General features: G+C 48.9%; 13 protein-coding genes. 9 read left to right on the forward strand and 4 right to left on the reverse strand.

The features are described from left to right. Positions 1-77 precede the first annotated feature (77 nt). A complete protein-coding gene (locus JW984_01310; protein ID MBN1571812.1) occupies positions 78-335 on the reverse strand; it encodes a hypothetical protein in 258 nt (85 codons plus the stop codon). Between the two features lie 384 nt (positions 336-719). Between JW984_01310 and JW984_01315 the strand changes: the two genes are divergently transcribed. After that, positions 720-1,478 carry a CDP-alcohol phosphatidyltransferase family protein gene (locus JW984_01315; protein ID MBN1571813.1) on the forward strand — a complete coding sequence of 253 codons (759 nt, stop codon included), beginning with the start codon at positions 720-722 and terminating at the stop codon, positions 1,476-1,478. Positions 1,479-1,859: 381 nt separating this feature from the next. On the opposite strand, the gene JW984_01320 is transcribed toward JW984_01315, so the two are convergent. From JW984_01320 to JW984_01330, 3 genes are read right to left on the reverse strand one after another with little or no spacing between them, the layout of a single operon-like run. Further along, on the reverse strand, positions 1,860-2,390 hold the full coding sequence (locus JW984_01320) for an adenylyltransferase/cytidyltransferase family protein (protein MBN1571814.1): 531 nt from the start codon (positions 2,388-2,390) through the stop codon (positions 1,860-1,862). Positions 2,391-2,416: 26 nt separating this feature from the next. Continuing rightward, positions 2,417-3,628 carry a DUF362 domain-containing protein gene (locus tag JW984_01325; protein MBN1571815.1) on the reverse strand — a complete coding sequence of 404 codons (1,212 nt, stop codon included), beginning with the start codon at positions 3,626-3,628 and terminating at the stop codon, positions 2,417-2,419. Further along, on the reverse strand, positions 3,625-4,662 hold the full coding sequence (locus JW984_01330) for an asparagine synthase (GenBank protein MBN1571816.1): 1,038 nt from the start codon (positions 4,660-4,662) through the stop codon (positions 3,625-3,627). The genes JW984_01325 and JW984_01330 overlap by 4 nt, the downstream gene beginning before the upstream one ends. A 543-nt stretch (positions 4,663-5,205) precedes the next feature. On the opposite strand from JW984_01330, the gene JW984_01335 reads away from it, so the two are divergent. The 8 genes from JW984_01335 (at position 5,206) to JW984_01370 (ending at position 18,657) form a co-directional block, all read left to right on the forward strand. After that, entirely contained in the window at positions 5,206-6,306 is a 1,101-nt protein-coding gene (locus JW984_01335) for a hypothetical protein (protein MBN1571817.1), read from the forward strand. A 266-nt stretch (positions 6,307-6,572) separates the two neighbouring features. Next, positions 6,573-7,397 (forward strand): hypothetical protein, encoded by an 825-nt coding sequence (locus JW984_01340; GenBank protein ID MBN1571818.1) that lies wholly within the window; start codon positions 6,573-6,575, stop codon positions 7,395-7,397. A gap of 113 nt (positions 7,398-7,510) precedes the next feature. Then, positions 7,511-8,560: a spermidine/putrescine ABC transporter substrate-binding protein gene (locus JW984_01345; GenBank protein ID MBN1571819.1), complete on the forward strand. Its 1,050-nt coding sequence runs from the start codon at positions 7,511-7,513 to the stop codon at positions 8,558-8,560. Then, positions 8,539-11,880 (forward strand): PAS domain S-box protein, encoded by a 3,342-nt coding sequence (locus tag JW984_01350; protein MBN1571820.1) that lies wholly within the window; start codon positions 8,539-8,541, stop codon positions 11,878-11,880. Before JW984_01345 ends, JW984_01350 begins: the two co-directional genes overlap by 22 nt. A gap of 30 nt (positions 11,881-11,910) precedes the next feature. Further along, complete coding sequence (locus JW984_01355; protein MBN1571821.1) at positions 11,911-13,317, forward strand: sigma-54-dependent Fis family transcriptional regulator; 1,407 nt, start codon at positions 11,911-11,913, stop codon at positions 13,315-13,317. 311 nt (positions 13,318-13,628) lie between these two features. Continuing rightward, complete coding sequence (locus JW984_01360) at positions 13,629-14,084, forward strand: prepilin-type N-terminal cleavage/methylation domain-containing protein (protein ID MBN1571822.1); 456 nt, start codon at positions 13,629-13,631, stop codon at positions 14,082-14,084. 1 nt (position 14,085) lies between these two features. Further along, positions 14,086-14,496, forward strand: coding sequence for a prepilin-type N-terminal cleavage/methylation domain-containing protein (locus JW984_01365; protein MBN1571823.1), 411 nt, complete (start codon positions 14,086-14,088; stop codon positions 14,494-14,496). 9 nt (positions 14,497-14,505) lie between these two features. After that, on the forward strand, positions 14,506-18,657 hold the full coding sequence (locus JW984_01370) for a prepilin-type N-terminal cleavage/methylation domain-containing protein (protein MBN1571824.1): 4,152 nt from the start codon (positions 14,506-14,508) through the stop codon (positions 18,655-18,657). Positions 18,658-18,665: the final 8 nt, after the last annotated feature.

An 18,665-nucleotide genomic window follows, 5' to 3' on the forward strand; every position in this document is an offset into this window, starting at 1 on the left:
ATTGCCTCTCCTTTCTAATTTGGAGAACAGTACCATCTTACATCCAACTATCCCCCTTGTCTACTTTTTGGGGTCCATTACACTATTCCACTCTCGTATAAAGTTCTAAAAGGGATAATGTTTTTCATCTCAAGAGCATACATATCATCATCTACTAGACCACTACTTCCTGTGGCAAATTTGGAGTTATTCGGATAATAAGCAGCACCCATCGAAACCTCAGCGTCCGGATGCTTTTTAATAAATTCCTCGATAGTAATCGAATACGCTGCCGTGGTATTTAGTAGAATCAGGAAAGCAATAATTATATAAAGCGATCCTTTGGCAAACTTCATTTTTAGCTCCTTAAGAGATTTTTTTTACCTTTTCATTATCACATTTTTTTAATATGTTCAATCGTTATATTCAGTTTCACCACCGAAACGCCTCCGTATATTCTTCCCGACCCTCCACTCCCAATCCATGCTCAACGGATGGCGACGTCATGCGCCTGGTTTTCGGTGCCTGAGGTTCAAACCATCTCGTCCCGACCATTCTTTCAAGGGGTTGCGGTTTTTTCCGCTACCCCATTTTTTTATACTTACCGAGAAAAAACAGGAAACATGGAGAGGCGCTTCGGATCAAGTCCGCTGGAATCCCTTGACACAGCGGGCGTCTTGATGTTAAGTTCGTACCAAGTGGTTTTTATTCCTTATTGGTAAAATCGGGAGACCCCTTCGATGCCTCGATATTCCCTGGACGACGTGAGAGAGGTTGTGCTTTTGGACAGCTGGTGGGGGAGATACTTCCTTGACCCTATCTCCATACGGCTCACGTGGCTTATCGCCAACTTCACGAGGCTCTCCCCCAACGCGGTGACGTTTTTCTCCTTTCTCTTCGCCCTTGTGTCCGCGTACTTGTTCTACAGGGGAGAAAGGCTGTTTTTAGTAGCAGGGGCGGTCGTATACGAGTTCGGATTTATCCTCGACACCGTCGACGGAAAGCTGGCACGCCTGACGGGAAAGTCCTCCACGGCCGGCGCCTTTCTGGACGTCTATCTCGACAATATCAGCGTCTTTCTGAACCTCTTCGCCCTGGTCATGGGCCGGTTTTTGATCTCGGGCGAGAAGAAATACATCATCGTGGGCCTTATCTATATCTTCGTCCATTTCCTGCAGATCCTGTCGAAATACCAGGCCCTTCATTTCCTGGGGAGGGGATACAAACAGGAATTCTACGGCGGGGAGAGAGCCGATGTAGGAAAGAATTTGTTCGCCTCCATAAAAGGTTTTTTCGCAAGGAGGAAGTTGAGCATGGTGCTCTTTTCCACCGTCGAGGGGGAGGCGATCGTATTTTTCATAGGACCCCTGACGGGCCTCGTTTTTGAATCCATACTGGTATCCCTCGTTCTTGTCTTTCTGTTTTTCATATTGAAGTCGATCCTATTCTTCAAAAGCTCGATGGCCCTGGACAGGAAGGAACGACCGGCGGATAAATGATCCGGGATTGATCGATTGATCGGGCTTACGGGCCGCCGCCAAAGGGCGTTCGTAAATGGATAGATGCACCAACAACCTTTTACCTTCGCCAAGGCTGCGAACGCCGAGAGCATCTCAGAGGACAGCGATAATCTCTTTATTGCGGGTCGGACCTCAATAGGGCGTCATCTCAGGGCGGGATCGGATCGGGAAATAGGTTTGGTGAAATCCCTGAATTTCTCACCTGCCAATTCCACTGACTTCAAATTCCGACGAATAGACGAATGATATATGTACTGTGGGTCATGGCTCTTCCTCATTCTGTCAGGATGTTTCGGTTTGTCCATCTCAACGGGAGGTCCATGACCCGTCACTTTTCGACGCTTTAGTGACCGAAGTGTTTTAGGAAAACAGGAGCTTGATGTCTTCCTCGGTGAGGTCCAGCTCCTCCCCCTTCTCGTCCAACAGTTTTTTCAGCCTTTCCTTTTTCGCCTGGATCTCTTCTCTCGTCTCTACGAGTATCTGGTTTATCATGGTTGACGAGGTCCCCTTGGTGTACGGGAAGTAGATGATCTTGACGCCCACTTTCTCGAACTGCCCCTCGATTTTTTTCCACTTGTCCGATTCGTACCAGTCGTCCCCTACGAACATGACGTTGAACTTGAGCTTTTTGAACGCCTCGATCTTGTCCATGGTGTCCTGGGCGACCACCACATCGACGTATCTGATGGCCCGGACAATCTCGCAGCGCTCGACGAAGGGGATGACCGCCTTCTTCTTCTTGTAATCCATAAGGAGCTCGTCGGTGGTGACGCCGACTATCAGCTTGTCGCAGAGGCGCTTGGCGTTTCTCAGGATGTTGAGATGTCCGATATGGAAGAGGTCGAAAACACCCGTGGTGTATCCGATGACGTCCGACTTTTTCTTCTTCATTTTTTTAAGATTCCAGATCATTTAAATTATCTATGTAATGCGATGTTTTCCCAGCCATGCGGCGGCATGAATCTCAGGTACTCGTTTGAGCTGTCGAAAAAATCCTCCGCAATAAAATCCTCCGATATAACCTCGATGTCGTTTAGGGCAATATTTCTCTGATTGATAAGGTAATCGAGATACTTGATCTTTCCTATATCGAAGTCCATCAGCCTCGCCGCCGCGCAGTCAGCGGCCAGGAGGTCTTCCGAGGCGATCAGGACGTTCGCGCGCCTATTCTGCGGGCAGAACGGGCCGTTTTTTTCACCTGCTACTATCCCGTCGATTACGGTGAATGTCCTCCCGACCCTTTCGGCAAAGGCGTTGTAGATGTCGACGACCATACGCCACGCCGTGTCGTTTCCGTGCCACGCGCCCCTGTGGGTCACCTTTTGGCGCTTGCTTTTCAGCCACGACATAAAGTCGGGATATTCATCCCCCCCAATCATCGGGAAGCCGACCCGCCAGTGGACGAGATAGTTCTTGACCGAGTTCGTCCCCACAAGCCCTTTTATGTTCAGGGTTGCCCCGACCTTTCTGTGGGTCTTCAATTTCGGGATCGAGATATATGCATCGGCGTTTATAATCGAGTTGGAAAAGGAGTACTCGTGCCTCCTGCCGAAGTGGTGGAGCACCGTCTCCCAGCGGCTGTCGAAGACGCCCCGGTAGAGAAGGGGGGTAACGTCGTAAAAGAGTGACTTCCTGCCCAGGTTTACGGTGGTGAAGCCGAGTGGATCGCCCGGCTGTTTTTTCATCTTTGATTTCTTCCCGTAGTCCTTGAGGTCAGTGCAGACGAGGGGCCTGAGGTCCACGATCCGGCATCTTATGTCGGTCATCTTTTCCAGGTCGTCCAGCCTGACGAGGTCCCTCAGTCTTGAGAAGTCGGCATCTATGGAGGGATTGTCGCCGATGATGATCTCGCCCCTTCCGCCGAGCGCCTTAGCGACGTAATCGACCACCCCCCTTATGACCGACGGGTGGGTGATGACGGAATAGACATCCCCCTTTTTGTCAAAGTCGCACGACTTCCTGTACTCGTGGGCCACCCAGTTCGGCTTTATGAATACCGTGTCGTTGGGCCTTACGATATGTCCGAGGGGATTTTCGCGGTCGTACCCGAGCATCCGAAACATATCGGCGAGGGCTTCGGAGACATCCTTGATGTTGTAACCTTCGACTCTCTTTAGGGCTACTTTCATAGTTCGTGAATATCCAGGAATCTCTCAAGGCAGTACAGGAGCCATCTCTGGTCGCCGGTAAACTTGGTCATGTCGAGGTCATCCATAAATTCGCCCCGCTTGGGCCCTTCCCAGTCGGAGAGCCACCGATCCATCGGCCGGGCGAAAGGTATCTTTTCCGGCACCTCGAGGTCTCTGTAAATATCCTTGAAGATCTTTCTAAGAATGTATTTGCTTTCTCCCCCCCTGATCCTCGCTATGTCGAGGGGCGCATCGAGAAGAAGCCGCTCGTAGGGCGCCATGATTTCGCACCCCCCGCAGTGGATGGCGTTGTCAAAGGCCTGGATGACACCGAAGCCGTGGACTATCTTGAGAAAGCGTATAACATCGATCCGGTCTCCGGTTCTGTAGTCTTCGTAGGTGTCGAGCATGGAGACCGGTTTTTTGGCGACGCCTTTGGGCTTAACGAAGGTGTAGCGCTCGACGAACTCGTCAAACGTCCAGTCCCTGGAGAGGAGCTTGTCCAGTCCGCCGAAGGTGGAGTCGGCGCCGTTTCCCAGTATGAGGTTCTTGATGCCGTTTTCCTTGGCCCTGAGGGTGCTCTTGAAGAGGCCAACCTCCACGGCGTGAAGGGGGGACTTCTTGTTCTTCATCAGGTAGTCGCCGTATTCGAGGTAATCGTCCCAGGTCACGTCTATGACTGTGTGGTCGAGTCCGCATCTTTCGGCGTATATCTTTGCGGTCATGCTCTCGTCGACGGCGTTATCAGCGACGAAGCGGACGGTATAAGTGGGGGTGTCTTTGGGGAGGAGGGCCGCCAGGATCGCGGAGTCGATCCCGCTGCTCAGAAGGAGGCCGGTGTCTTTTTTCAGCTCCTCCGCCAGGATCGCCTTTAGAGCCTCCAAGACATCTTCGGAACTCTTGACCTTGAAGAGGTCCGATTCCTCTACCTCCGGAAACTTCGGGACCAATCCCTCGCCCCAGCCGATCCCCTTTTTCACTATATAGCGAAACGCCAGATAGGAGCTGAAAGAGAAGTCCTTGTCTATGACCATAGCGATTCACTCTTACAGTTTTGATATTCAATTCTGTCGGAATTGAACCAGTTGCCGGGTGAGCCGGAAGAAGTTGAGTTCCCGGATAAATAATCCTTCATACCTGAATGTATTTTATCAAATCAAGGGGTGAAAGGAAAGTGAAAAAGTTAAGACTCAATCCAGACCCTTACTGACGTTGGAGCGACCGTTGCGGCCCTTGTCAAGTTGGCTTTTTTTGCTGGTTATACTTGGTTTGTCGGAAAATGGCATGGAGGAGGTGCGGCGCAAAAATATTCGGCAGGGCAAAATATTTTTGCACAATGTAGATAGAGCGTATTTTCATAACTGCTTGAAATAATTGAATAAATAGCAATAGAGCTAAATTCTACGATTTCAGGCTGAATTAGTCGGGAAAACCGAAAATACCTAAAGATATCAGGCAGATACAATTTGTTGGAAATAATGGCAAAAATTTTGCATATGTAATAGAAGATGGATGCTTTTAAAATCCTTGAACTGACAACCTTTTTTAAAAGGTTTAGAAAATTGAGGAGAAATAAAATGAAAAAACTGATTAAGAAAAGGATGCTTCTTTTCTTCATGCTTTTCGTCTTCCTGACGGCAATCACTGTAACTACGGCCGTTATAGCGCAGGATGCAACGGATCCGGGTACGTCGACGGGAACGACCGATGTTGCGGATTCTACCGGTACGACGGATACCACGGACTCCAACGACATAACGGAAGATACTTCTAAAGACGTGAACTGGAACAACGCGCAGCTTGAGAAGGCGGAAAACCTCGCAGAGGCGGCGGTGTCTCCCGTGGATGAGGCTCAGTCAGATCTAGATGAAGCCAACAGCGCATTGGCAGCGGCCGAGGAGAATCTTGCGGCGGTGAGTGCGGATCCCAATTCTACACCGGAGGCTATCGCTGCCGCTGAGGATGCGGTGAACAGCGCAAAGACGGACGTTGAGACCGCCACGGCCGCGGTGGAAGAGGCCCAGGCAAACAAGGATGCGGCGGAAGCGGCGCTTTCAGACCTTGAAGAGGCAAAGGCCGCTGTTGTTGCGGCGGAGGAAGCCCTGGCGGCTTTACAAACTGATCCGAATGCCGCACCGGAAGATATTGCCGCGGCGGAGGCGGCTCTGAGCGATGCCAAGGCGAACCTCGCAGATGCGGAGACTACGGCCGATGAAGCCGTGGCGAAAGTGGGCGCCGTAAGTGTAGATACGATCAAGGGGATGCGCGAGGATGGACTGGGATGGGGGGTGATTTGCCATGAACTCGGAATTCATCCGAGCGCCCTCGGCCTCAGGAAGGGACAGGATAAAGAGGGTTTTATGGCCAAAACCATGGGAAAGGTTAAGGCCGGTTTCGTAAACACGGTAAGAAATACGGTAAAGGCCGTAAAGGAGAATAAGTCGACGATCTACGGCCAGTCAAAGAAGGACAGCAACAAAACGGATGTAGCGAATTCAAACAACGCAAACAAGGGAAAGAACGCAAACAGTAACAACAGTAATAGCAGTAACAACGGCAACAACGGCAACGGCAACGGCGGCGGCAACGGCGGCGGAAACGGGGGCGGAAACGGCGGCGGAAACGGAGGCGGCAACGGCGGCGGCAACGGCGGCGGAAACGGAGGCGGACATAAATAGAACTCCTTTCTGAAACAGGCAAAGAATATATTGCTTCAATCTTATATGGCCCATTGTTTACATCGAAATAATGGGCCTTTTTTTGAGTTTTTTTGGTGATATCCTTTAATCACATATTGATTGAATCATGATTGACGAAGCTTAAAGCAATTAGCTGGAAAAATCTCCGGGATTGTGGTAAAAAAGATATTAACAGCAAATTGGTAAACAAAAGATCGGTCGGGGGTGGATTATTGATGGAGTTTGACAAATAAAGGAGACAATTGATGGTAACTCGAAGAGATAAAGGGGCTAAGGTTAAAAAGAAAAGCATCGGAACAACCCCTGGGCGGATTGTGAGGATTGTTTCTCTCGTGGCGGGATTTGTCCTTCTCGGGACGATATTTCTGATGATTGTCATTCCCAGGGAGAGGGGAACCGTAGCGCCGCCTGCAGGGGATTTTTCTGCCAAAGACGGGGCCGCCGAAAAGATTAAGGAGAACGAGACGAAGGAAGCTCCAGAGACGGATGACGACAACACGGTAATCGAAGACAGTGAGGAGCCTGCCGAGTTGGGAGAGGAGGAAGTAGATGCGGACAAGGATGTGGTGGGGGAGGAGAAGGGAATACCCGATTTTTCCGGGGTCTACACGGGAACCGGTGAAAGCGAAACCGCCGACTCAAAGACGGTGTGGGAGGTTTCGATGGAGCTTTCCGGAGACAGCTATGTATACATAGAGGGTAAGGTCAATCACGTAGAGGACACTGTAAAAGGGACCGGCAGTGGGATGGAATTTACTATTTCGGAAAACAGTGTTGAGCTGAAGATCTCCGCTACGGACAAAGACGATATCTTGATTTCGAGTAGATTCGATAAGAACACGGTCAATATCTTTTCGCTCAACGAGCAGAGGCAGTTTTTCCTTTACGTCACTCCAAAGAAGGTAAATATCAATACGGTTTTATTGCGCGAAAAACTGCCGTCCGTAAAGGAACACACGCCGTTGATTGATATGTCAGGTTTTATGAAAGAGGACGGAGATGTTGTGGGGATGTTGCGTTCTCCGTTCGTACCGATGGTGGAATACAGTTTAGAGCTCGTTGGTGATTGATACTATTGCCAATTATCTGGGCGAGATGATGTTTAAGCCGGGAGAGGCTCATATAAAGGAGGGAAGAAATGGGGTTCAGAGATTTATATCGAAAAACAGGAAAATTGCTTCCAATGGTTGTCGTTGCTCTGTTGTTGTGTGTCTCCGTCCTCTTTTGGGGATGCGCAAAAGAGGAGCCCGCCGAAAATAAAAAACTGCCCGACAAAATAACGATTCTGAACTGGGAAGAATATATGGAAATGGATGTGGTGAAGGAGTTCGAAAAGGAGTATAATATAAAAGTTGAATTTGTATATTACGTCAATGAACACGAAATGATAAGCATCATTCAATCAGACCCGGGAAACTATGACCTTGCCGTTGCCAGCGGAAGTATTGTCGAGACGATGATCAACCTGAAGCTCTTGGAGAGGATTGACAAAAATAATATACCCAATCTATCCAAAGTAGATAAAAAATTTAGAATCCCCCCGTTTGACAAAAACCTCGATTACTCCATTCCTTATCTATGGGGAACTTCCGGCCTAGCCGTGAACAGGAAATATGTAAAGGATGAAGATATAGGATGGGAGATCCTCTTTGACAAGAGGTTCAAGGGCAAAATAGATATTCTGGATGATATTCAGGAGATTTTCGCTCCTCCATTGAAGATATTGGGCGTTTCCATAAACACCGAAGACGAACGGTCTTTAGAGGCGGCGAAGGCATTGCTGGTTGAGCAGAAGGGGATAATCAGGGGTTATTTTGACACCATTGAGATAATGAAGCATCTCGAAGACGGTACCACATACGTGGCTTACCTCTACAGCGGTGATACTTATACGGCAAAAGACAAGAACGAGTATTTGGATTATATAGTTCCGGATGATGGGGCCCCCATGTGGATCGACAACTTTGTCATCCCGACAAACTCAAAAAACAAGTACGCGGCCGAGTTGTTCATAAATTATGTCCTTAAGCCGAAGAACATCGCAAGGATATCGAACTATCTCTGGTATGCAAATGCCGTGCCCGAATCGAAGAGATTCCTGAACGAAGAGCTTCTAAATACGGAAAACATCTATCTCACGGATGAAGTCCTGAAAAGATGTGAGTACTACAAGCCCCTTATGGGCAAAAGAAACATATTTATGAACAGGGTATGGGCAGAACTCACAAGATAAAAAGGGGGAGATCACTAAAGAACGACATCTTCCTCTTTATGGTGTTTATCGCCATATTGCCGATGGCGATTTATCTCTACCTCGATATATTCATCACAAGGGAGAAATACAAGGCGGAGATAGACGAGTTCCTCTTTTTGTCTTCCGATCACGTTGCGGAAGAGCTCAACAGGATGTTCGTCGATCGATACAACGATCTGATGATCCTTGCCAATAATCCAATCATCAAATCAGCGAAGTACACCAACGAAGAAAAAATAGCCGAGATGCAGAAGGTACAGGATCTGTACCACTACTTCGATGATATTTCTTATGTGGACTCGTCCGGGACCATTACCCTCTCAACCACATACAATTACTTCTACGATATCGACAAGACGATCTGGTTCAAAGATGCGATGAAAGGGAAACCGGTGATAACTTCTCCATATCTGATTTCCATGGGAAATCGAATGGTCATGAGTTTTTTTCAGCCGGTGTTTAGTAAGGACAATGTGGTGGGCGTCTTGACGGCGAGAATGGATATGAAAAAGGTTTGGGATATAACCAATGCGGATACGCTGAAGTGGAATGATTACGGATATATAATTGTGCTGGATAATTTCCTGAAGATCGTCTCACACCCCAATAAAGAGACGCTATATAAAAAGCTTAAGGGCATTGATTTAGAAAAGGTTCTTGACAAGAAAAATGAGAGGAAGGTCATAGGGTTTTTGGATGATTCGGGGATGGAGTTTGTGGCCGGAGTGAATGTACTTGATACAATACCGGGGGTTGTATCGAGTCCCTATTTTGTATTAGCCGTTCAGGCAAAGGATGAAGCCTACGCCCTGTCAAATTATATGATAATCAGGGACCTCCTGCAGCTTACCGCCATGGCTTCCCTTATTATTCTAATAAGCCTCTATTTTTCAAACAGATTGACGCGTCCCATTGAAGAAATAATCGAGGGGACGAAGAGCATCTCGGAGTGGAAACTCGGAAAGACCGTTGATATAAAGAGCTGGGAGGAAATAAACGACATAGCCCGGGCTTTTAACAGTATGAGCCTCGCCTTGAAAGATAACACCGAGAGACTCGTTCAATCGGAGAGAAGATACAGGACGCTGGTGGAGGATATCGATGACGGATACTTTATACTTGAAGATAAAAAAATAATATATTACAACGAGGCCGCCGCAAGGATTACAGGCTACGACAATGAAGAGGCCCTGGGTAAGAACATAACCGATTTTTACCCCGAGGAAATGAGGCCTTTAATAGAAGAAAAGTATCAGGAAGTTTTCAAAGAGTCGGGACCGGGAGATGCCAAAAAATTTGAGATGCCTTTTTACAGAAAGAATGGGGAGCAGATATTTGTAGAATTCAGACCAAAGCTGATTTCGAGCGTAAAGGATAGGATCGTAGCAGGGATAATGGTCGATATCTCCGCCAGGAAGAGGCGGGAGATGATCGAGAAGGAGTATCAAAAAACTCTCAAAAGGGAGGTGATGCTGAAAACCAAGGAGCTTTCCGAATCCGAAACGAAATATCGGACCCTGTTTGAAAACATGGATCAGGCGATATTTGTGGTTCAGGATGGATTGGTGACATTTTTTAACCCAAGTGCTCTGGAATTGACCGAATACTCAGAGGAGGAACTCAAAGACAAGCCTTTCCTCGATCTTGTTCACCCCGAGGATCGGGATTTGATGGTCGACAGATACATAAAGCTCTACAGGGGTGAAAGCCTTACTTACCCTTATATCTTTAGAATGGCTGATAAAGGGGGAAAGATGATCTGGGTTGAGGGCATGGGAGTGACGATAAAGTGGGAGGATACAAGGGCGGACCTGGCCTTTATTAATAACGTTACCGAGAGGATATTGGCGGAAAGAGCCCTTAGAGAATCGGAGGAGAAATACAGAAATCTCTTTGAGACGTCCAAGGATGTCATTTATATATCTACCATTGAAGGCAGACTTATAGATATGAATCCGATTGCGGAGGAATTTTTTGGATACACGAGAGACGAGCTTCTTGCCCTGGACACAAGAGACCTGTATATAAATTCCGAAGAGAGAGAGAGATTTCAGAGGGATATTGAGAAAAATGGTTTTGTAAGGAACTACGAGCTGACGCTGAAGAGGAGTGACGGGGCGATTTTGGACTGCATTGAAACGTCGACGGTGTTAAGGGATGACGACGGAAACATCACCGGTTATCATGGGACGATTAAGGATATTACAGAGCGTAAAAAAATGGAGACCTTGATCTTGAATTCCAGGAACCGCCTCATGACGGCCTTTGACGCCGTTTCAGACCGTATGTTCATAGTAGACGAAGACTATCGGATGAAGTTTATCAACAGGAAGATCTGTGAAGAGCTGGCATCAGGATTCGATATGCTACTGAATACAAAGTGTTATCTGCAATTCAATACGAAGGACGAACCCTGCCCGGAGTGTCCGCTCCAGAGGAGCATCGAGTATAAGGAGGGGACAAGCGGTGAAGTATTCATCGGCGGTAATGGTGAGGGTAGTTGTTTTTTCGTATCCGTCTATCCAATTGAATCGGAAGAGGGTGATTACGACTACCTGATTTATTCGAGGGATATTACAGAGGAGAAGAGATTCTCGGAGAGGTTGATACAACAGGACCGGCTGGTTTCTCTCGGCCAGCTCTCCGCCGGGGTTGCCCACGAGATAAACAACCCGCTGACGGCGATTTTAGGATACGCGCAACTGTTGCTGAAAGATGTAGATAAAGAGAGAAGGGAATATAAAGACCTCAAGATAATTGAGGAGCAGGCCTTAAACTGCAAGACCATTCTTGAAGAGATGCTTATCTTTTCGAGATCAAGGGTGGATAAGAGAGAGTACTTCTTATTCAAAGATATACTCCACAACGTGATAGTACTAAATAAGAAGGAGCTGAAAGAGAAGAACATCAATCTGATAAAGAAAATCAAAAATGATCTCCCCACCTTTTATGGAGATCAGATAAAGATGACCCAGGTGTTTTTAAACGTACTTCAAAACTCGATTTACGCTGTTGAGAACGGAGGAGAGATTATAATCGAGACATCATGGGATAAAGAGAACAATATGGTTTTGGTAACGTTTATGGACAACGGTCCGGGAGTGCCCGAGGAAAACAAGAGAAGGATATTCGACCCTTTTTTTACCACAAAACCGGCGGGACAGGGAACAGGTCTCGGGCTTTCTGTAAGCTACGGAATTGTAAACGAGCATGGGGGAGGGATAGCCATAGAAAATGCCCCCGGGGGAGGGGCGAAATTTATCATTGCACTTCCAGTCGAGGAGGAACTCCCCGACTAGTTTGGTAACAATATCTATAATAGGTATATTATGTTGAATACTTATCTGGATGAGTCGATATTGGTAGTTGACGACGAAGAGGGCGTTTTGCTGCTCCTTGACAGGATGCTGGAGAGGGAGGGATACAAAAACGTGTTTCTTGCGGACTCCGCCGAATCCGCCCTTGAGAAGATTTACAAGGAGAACATCACCATTGTCCTGACCGACGTCAGGATGCCCGGGATGGACGGGATAGAGCTGTTGGAAAAGGTAAAGGTGATCGATCCTTCGATCATAGTTATTATTATAACGGCCCACGGATCTATAGACCTCGCAGTAGAATGCATCAAGAAGGGCGCCTACGACCTTATAACCAAGCCCTTCGGTTCCGAGATTGTGACAATGACCATCGAGAAGGCGTTGGAGGAGAGAAGGCTCAAAGACGAGATTTATGATCTCAGGATGAGCGTGACCAAGAGCGCTGATTTCATGGATTTTGTCGGCGTTTCCGAGCCTATGCAGAGGGTGTATGAAAAGATCAAGGCCGTGGCGCCCACGGACGCTCCCGTCCTCATAACCGGCGAAAGCGGCACGGGAAAGGAGCTGGCAATAAGGGCCATCCACGAGCTCAGCACGAGAAAGGATATGCCCCTCGTTTCGGTCAGCTGCCCTAATCTTCCTGAGCAGATGCTCGAGAGCGAGCTGTTTGGTCACGTAAAGGGGGCCTTTACGGATGCTTACAGGGACAAAAAGGGGTTGTTTGAAAAGGCGGATAAGGGCACGCTCTTTTTGGACGAGATCGGGGACATCTCGCCCGATGTCCAGGTCAAGCTTTTGAGGGCCCTCCAGGAGGGGGAGATTCTGCCCCTTGGGAGCGAGAAGGTAAAGAAGCTCGACGTAAGGGTGATCACATCGACTAATAAAGACCTCACCAAAAAGGTAAATCAGGGTAAGTTTCGCGAGGACCTTTTTTACAGAATAAACGTCATTAATATTTGCATGCCGCCTTTGAGGGAGAGGTCCGAAGATATAAGGAGGCTTTCAAGCTATTTTCTGGCCATGTACTCCGCCAAGCTTTCCAAGCCGATCAAGGGGATAACGGATGAGGCGCTGGAATACCTGAAGAACAGGGATTGGAACGGGAATGTGAGGGAATTGATGAACAAGATATACAACGGCGTGGTTTTTGCCAAGGGGGATTTGATCGAGATTTCGGATATTACACCGGAGGACGGCATAGTCAAAGAGGATCAAAAGAGTCCTGTGGATTTGTCGGGCGAATCTTTCAGGGATTTGAGGGGCAACCTCCTCGATCGCTTCGAGTCCAATTTTGTGAAGGACGCACTGAAAAGTGCGGACGGAAATGTCTCAAAGGCCGCCAGGGAGAGCGGTCTCTCCCGCCAGTCGTTTCAGCACCTAATGAGGAAGTACGGTATCAAGTCAGACGACATTGAATGATAATAATAATGGATTAGTCTTCAATATTTCGTAAAATGAAGTGCAAATGGATTTTGCACTTTTTTTTCACATTTGCACCCACCGCTCACCGCTCCAAACGTAACTAATTGAAATCATTATGTATTTGCTATACGACCTAACTTTTCGGCTGGTATATCATCAAATCCTGTTAAAAAAAGTAATATTAAGCAAAAAACCGCTGTGATTTCGGGTATTTATAAAGCCGCATTTCGCGGTTTTTTAATGTGGCATAGTCTTTGCATTATAAATAGGCAAGGTCAATGTATAGAAGAAATTGAGAGAAGGGGAAAATGATGAAAAGAATAGTGAGAGAAGGCGGTTTTACCTTGTTGGAATTGTTGGTTGTCGTTTCGATCATCGCAATATCCACATCGATTGCGGTGCCTACATTCATAAGCTGGGCGCCCAAGTTCAGGCTCAACTCAGCGGCGGACAACCTCGAGAAGAACCTGATGCTTGCGAGAATCAGCGCCATATCGCAAAACTCCAATGTCATTGTCAACTTCTTTGAGTCGCAGAGGAAGTACACGGTTACATACAAGGATAAGACCGAGATAATCGAACTGCCTGAGGGGACACATTTCAGCGGAATAGGAACAAGTACTTTGACTTTTAACAAAATCGGCCAGGCGGATTCGAACATGGAGATAAAAATTTATTCCGATTCGAACAAGCTGACCGACAAGAAGAGGAAGATAACCGTAAGGGCCGTAACGGGAATAGCAAGAGTTTCAAGGGGGTGGTGAAATGATTACGAAAATGAGAAGGCTTATGAGACCTTTAAGATTCGATTGCGGATCGGAAAGGGGTTTTTCCATCCTCGAAAACATGATCTCGATGGCTATCTTTTCGGTGGGGATCCTCTCGATCTCCATGCTGTTCACCCAGACCATGACCTTCACCCACAACAGCGAGAAGATGAGCGTGGCCACGAACCTCGCCAAGGGCAAGCTCGAGGAGTTGAGAAACACCCCCTATGCCAATATAGTTCCGGGAACCGACAGCGAGACCGTGGACAATGTGAAGTTCGATCTCGAATGGACAGTCACAAATGACTCGCCGGTGAAAGGTGTAAGAAAGGTCGTCATGGAGATATCTTGGACCGATTTAAGAAAGGACCATACCATAGAGTTCGAGACGCTGTTCTCGAGATTTTAGGGGTTGAAAATGAAGAAGTTAAAAGAGAGAAAAGGTTTTACGCTGGTTGAGATAATGGTCGCCCTCTTAATTGCGGCGATATTGATTGCCGCCATATACGAGGTGTTTCTCTCCGATTATAAGGCGTTTATTTCCCACAACCTCATCCTGGATACGCACCAGGAGGAGAAGATGGCCCTGGAGTTCATGACGAGGGAGATCCAGCTTATCGGGTATGACGCGCAGACCTCTCCGATTACGGCGGATATAATTACGGCCAAGGAGGACATGATACAGTTTGAGGAGTACAACACCTTGAACTTGACAAGGGCGAAGATCCTCTACGAATACAAGCCGGCGGACGATAAGGTAATCAGGCGGATGAACCTTTATGATGCGTCTGCCTCAAGCTGGATCCCTGGAACTGATGAGACTATTATAGAGAATGTAAGCACATTTAGGATAACGTATTACTCCGGTGATAACGTAAAGATTGATTTTGATCCATCTTCCGGTGAGATAACCGCGGCCGATCTTCCCAATGTGAGGAGAATGGATTTAAAACTGAAGGTCAAAACGGCAAAGAAGGATCCTATCAGGAGGAAATTTCTCACAAGGGACCTTTCCACCAGCATTTATATAAGGAATCTCGGGATCGACGTGAACCTATTGGATACGAACCCCCCCGATCCACCGACTAATGTAAAGGTTTCAGATCCCCACAGATGCGGTGAGCTGGCCTTAACTTGGGATAAAAACACGGAGGGAGACCTTGCGGGATACATTATCTACTTCCACGTTGAGAGCAGAACCGTATCGCCGTACACACAAAAGGTCATAATAAACAGCCCGGATGCAGAGTCTTATACCCTGACAGGGCTGGACATAGCTCCGTCAAACGATCCCGACTCGATCATGTACTACGTAGCGATGTCGGCCTTTGACCGCTCGATGAATATAAGCGAGTATTCGACCGAGGTAAGCGGGGACGGCGATGTGGACGAAAATGACACGATTCCTAATCCGAACAAGCCCACGCCGCCGGAGAATTTCATCGGCGAGGATTCCGGCGAAGGGGGCGTAAAACTAACATGGAGCCCCTCCACGGATAAAGATATAGTCGGATACAGGATATACAGAAGCTCGACCCCGATAACCACTTTCCCCCTAAGCGCCGGCTATAATCCGGACGATCTTATCGGGCTTGTCCTTGTGGCCGACGAGGGATCGACGCCCACGATCCTCGACAGCGCCAAGTCGGAATTCACCGATACGGGACTTGTCGGATGCAGGAAATACTACTACGCCATAACCGCCGTCAACTGTGACCTCACTCTTATTTCCAACGACGCCGGCGATGACGACACCAAGAGATACACGTCATCAGACTACAGGCTGACCAGCGGAGACGGGCTGAGCGGACCGGAAACCGATACCCCGACCGGCTCGGACACAACCCCCGGAGACACAATTCCCATCGATCACGATCCCTACCCGGTGCCGGAGCTGACCTCCAAGGCTGGGTGGAAGAGGGTCTTTCTGAGCCTCACCAATCCGAACAGGTCCGACGATCCGGATTTCAAGGAGACAAAGGTCTACTTCAGCACCACCGGATACCCGACCATAGATGGAGATGGGAACGTTTCCGGAGGTACGCTCATTCCTGACGGCGGGGGGGTCTTTGCGCAGGAGGGGTCCGTCCCCCCGATCATCTTCGATTCGGAAGTGGATGAAACGCCCCTGATCCCGGAGCTGGAGGTCAACGGGACATACTATTTTCTGGCGGTCTCCTTTGACCTCTGCGGCAACCCGAGCGACGCCACCGATGTTGCAATAACCCTGTCCGAGCTCTGCGGCGACGACCCCGACTATGCGGGCGCGCCCCCCGTCCCGAACGGCCTCACGTCGGAGGGGTGTTATTCATATGCGCGTCTCAGCTGGAATCACCAGGGAATTACGATTGTGGATCTCGCCGGTTACCACGTATACAGAAGCGTAGGTAATACCTTCAATCTCTCCTCAAGCACCGAGCTTACCGGTGGCGCGCCCCAGTGGTTCAACTACTACATGGATGCGAGCGTCGTGGAGGGAGGCACGTATTCGTACGGGATAAGGGCGACCGACTGTTACTATGAAAACATCTTACCATCGGATCCGGACTACGCCACTGCCAAGGCAAACAACATATCAGCGCCGGCGGTCCTTGAGGGGATAAAGCCCGGAAGGGTCAAGACCGATAGTGAAGTCACCTATGCGCTGACCGGCGATATTACGCTGACAACGCCTACTTTTTATCACAACTCCGTTACATACTACATCGAGAATACGAGCGCGGGGCCGATTGAGCTTACCGAGCTGGAAATGGAATGGACGAACGGTTATTCGTATCTCAGCGAGGTCTACATCGGGAGCGACGATGCCGCAAGCAATACGCCCCTGGAGCTTATTTGGTCCGGGAAGAAGACATCCACGGCAAATATGAGTTTCAGCAAGGTGCTCTACGACTACGGCTCGACCGCCTCGGGCTCGATAGCCATCCCCGTGACTCTCGTATTTACCGATGCCAACGGCGACGTGGATAAGACGATAAATATGAGGGAGGATGCCCTGGTCTTCAGCTTCACCTACATCAATAAGTCTATGCCGACCGTAAAATCTTGCAGCTATGATGGCTTCAAGAATATCCCCCTGGGGCCGACGATAGAAAACGTGACGCAGAATAAGCCCGGCGTGGCGACTCCGGCCTGGGTGGTTCCCGGGGATGAAGGGCTCAATCCTTCTGGAGAGCTGGTTGAGCCGGGCGGAGTAAGCCTATCTGTCAGCGCCAACGTTTACGACAACTCCCTCGCTGGTATAAAAAGCGTGGACCTATACTACTTCGTTGACAGCCTGAATATTTACGATGAGACGACCGGTCCCCCGCCCTTTGTCTTCGGCGACGCCACGTATACAAAGGTGGCGATGGTGAACGTAGCCGGAAGCCTTTACAGGACATCAACCAATATACCCAACAACGATGATTGTACTATATGGTTCTTCATCCTTGCGATGGACAACAACGGAAATTTCGACAGGGGACCGGAGATCGGCTCCGGCTTCTTCAACTACTATCAGCAGGAAGGGGACGTATGTAACAACGTTCCAAATCCGCCCACTAATCTGGTTGGGACGATTAGCGCCGGTCTTGACTCCATAGATCTTTCCTGGGATGCGCCGACCGAAAACACCGACGGATCGGCAATCGGTGTCGATCTCAAGGGATACAACGTATTCAGAAGCGTAAGCGGCGGCGAGTGGGAACAGATAAACAGCGATGCAGTCGTAGACCTGTACTACACCGATGCGGGTATTACGGATCTCGCCGCGGAAGAGTATTCCTACTACGTAACCGCTCTCGACTTCTGTGAGCCGACTCCAAACTCCAGCGAGGCCTCAAGCATCTATTCCGAGTGTGAAGGCGCCGCCGTTTGCTCCATCTATGTAAACGTTACCGAGATTAACGCGGGCGATGCTTTTCGGCCGAACGTAAAGGTATGTGAGAAGGCGCTGGGCGGCATCAACGACATGGGAGCCGGGGAGATAATCTACATACAGGTATGCTCCACGGCGGGGGACGCGGACCCGATCAAGATGAAGGAAGACGGAAACACGGGTGTTTTCTACATCGATGAGAGCTCCTACGGAGGGAGGGATTACATCAAGGTCTACCGCATAAGCGACTACCCCAGCTCTCCAACTAACCTCGATCTGTACGTGAACAACAGCGATACAATAACGGTTGGAGGAGCAAGCGACATATCTTATAGCAGCAGCAGCTGTGATGACGCCCTCTTCGACTGCTCTGTTGCGATCACCGTTGTTCCGGATCCTTGTGATGATGTGCCGAACGCGCCTACGGGGCTCTCTATGTCAACCCTCGGTCAAAATAGTGTGACATTGGTCTGGACCGCCCCGACGAAGAATACGGACGGAAGCACCCTGACCGACCTTGTAGGCTACAGAATATACAGAAACTACGACAGCCACGGATTCGTGTTGCATGCGATTGTGGGGAACGTTACCACCTGGTCGGAGACGGTCAGCGGAAAGCTGAAAGATCACACCTACGAATACTACATCAAGGCGATAGACAGCTGTGATCCGGCAAACGAGGGCGCAGGATCAAACCACGTGAGCAACTAAAAGATTCG

It is taken from the genome of Candidatus Zymogenus saltonus (assembly GCA_016929395.1).
In the GTDB taxonomy this organism is placed as follows: domain Bacteria; phylum Desulfobacterota; class Zymogenia; order Zymogenales; family Zymogenaceae; genus Zymogenus; species Zymogenus saltonus.

Bases quoted from the DNA above. Each gene is read 5' to 3' on its own strand.
- JW984_01310 (MBN1571812.1), bottom strand. From the start codon at position 335: ATGAAGTTTGCCAAAGGATCGCTTTATATAATTATTGCTTTCCTGATT.
- JW984_01315 (MBN1571813.1), top strand. From the start codon at position 720: ATGCCTCGATATTCCCTGGACGACGTGAGAGAGGTTGTGCTTTTGGAC.
- JW984_01320 (MBN1571814.1), bottom strand. From the start codon at position 2,390: ATGAAGAAGAAAAAGTCGGACGTCATCGGATACACCACGGGTGTTTTC.
- JW984_01325 (MBN1571815.1), bottom strand. From the start codon at position 3,628: ATGAAAGTAGCCCTAAAGAGAGTCGAAGGTTACAACATCAAGGATGTC.
- JW984_01330 (MBN1571816.1), bottom strand. From the start codon at position 4,662: ATGGTCATAGACAAGGACTTCTCTTTCAGCTCCTATCTGGCGTTTCGC.
- JW984_01335 (MBN1571817.1), top strand. From the start codon at position 5,206: ATGAAAAAACTGATTAAGAAAAGGATGCTTCTTTTCTTCATGCTTTTC.
- JW984_01340 (MBN1571818.1), top strand. From the start codon at position 6,573: ATGGTAACTCGAAGAGATAAAGGGGCTAAGGTTAAAAAGAAAAGCATC.
- JW984_01345 (MBN1571819.1), top strand. From the start codon at position 7,511: ATGGTTGTCGTTGCTCTGTTGTTGTGTGTCTCCGTCCTCTTTTGGGGA.
- JW984_01350 (MBN1571820.1), top strand. From the start codon at position 8,539: ATGGGCAGAACTCACAAGATAAAAAGGGGGAGATCACTAAAGAACGAC.
- JW984_01355 (MBN1571821.1), top strand. From the start codon at position 11,911: ATGTTGAATACTTATCTGGATGAGTCGATATTGGTAGTTGACGACGAA.
- JW984_01360 (MBN1571822.1), top strand. From the start codon at position 13,629: ATGATGAAAAGAATAGTGAGAGAAGGCGGTTTTACCTTGTTGGAATTG.
- JW984_01365 (MBN1571823.1), top strand. From the start codon at position 14,086: ATGATTACGAAAATGAGAAGGCTTATGAGACCTTTAAGATTCGATTGC.
- JW984_01370 (MBN1571824.1), top strand. From the start codon at position 14,506: ATGAAGAAGTTAAAAGAGAGAAAAGGTTTTACGCTGGTTGAGATAATG.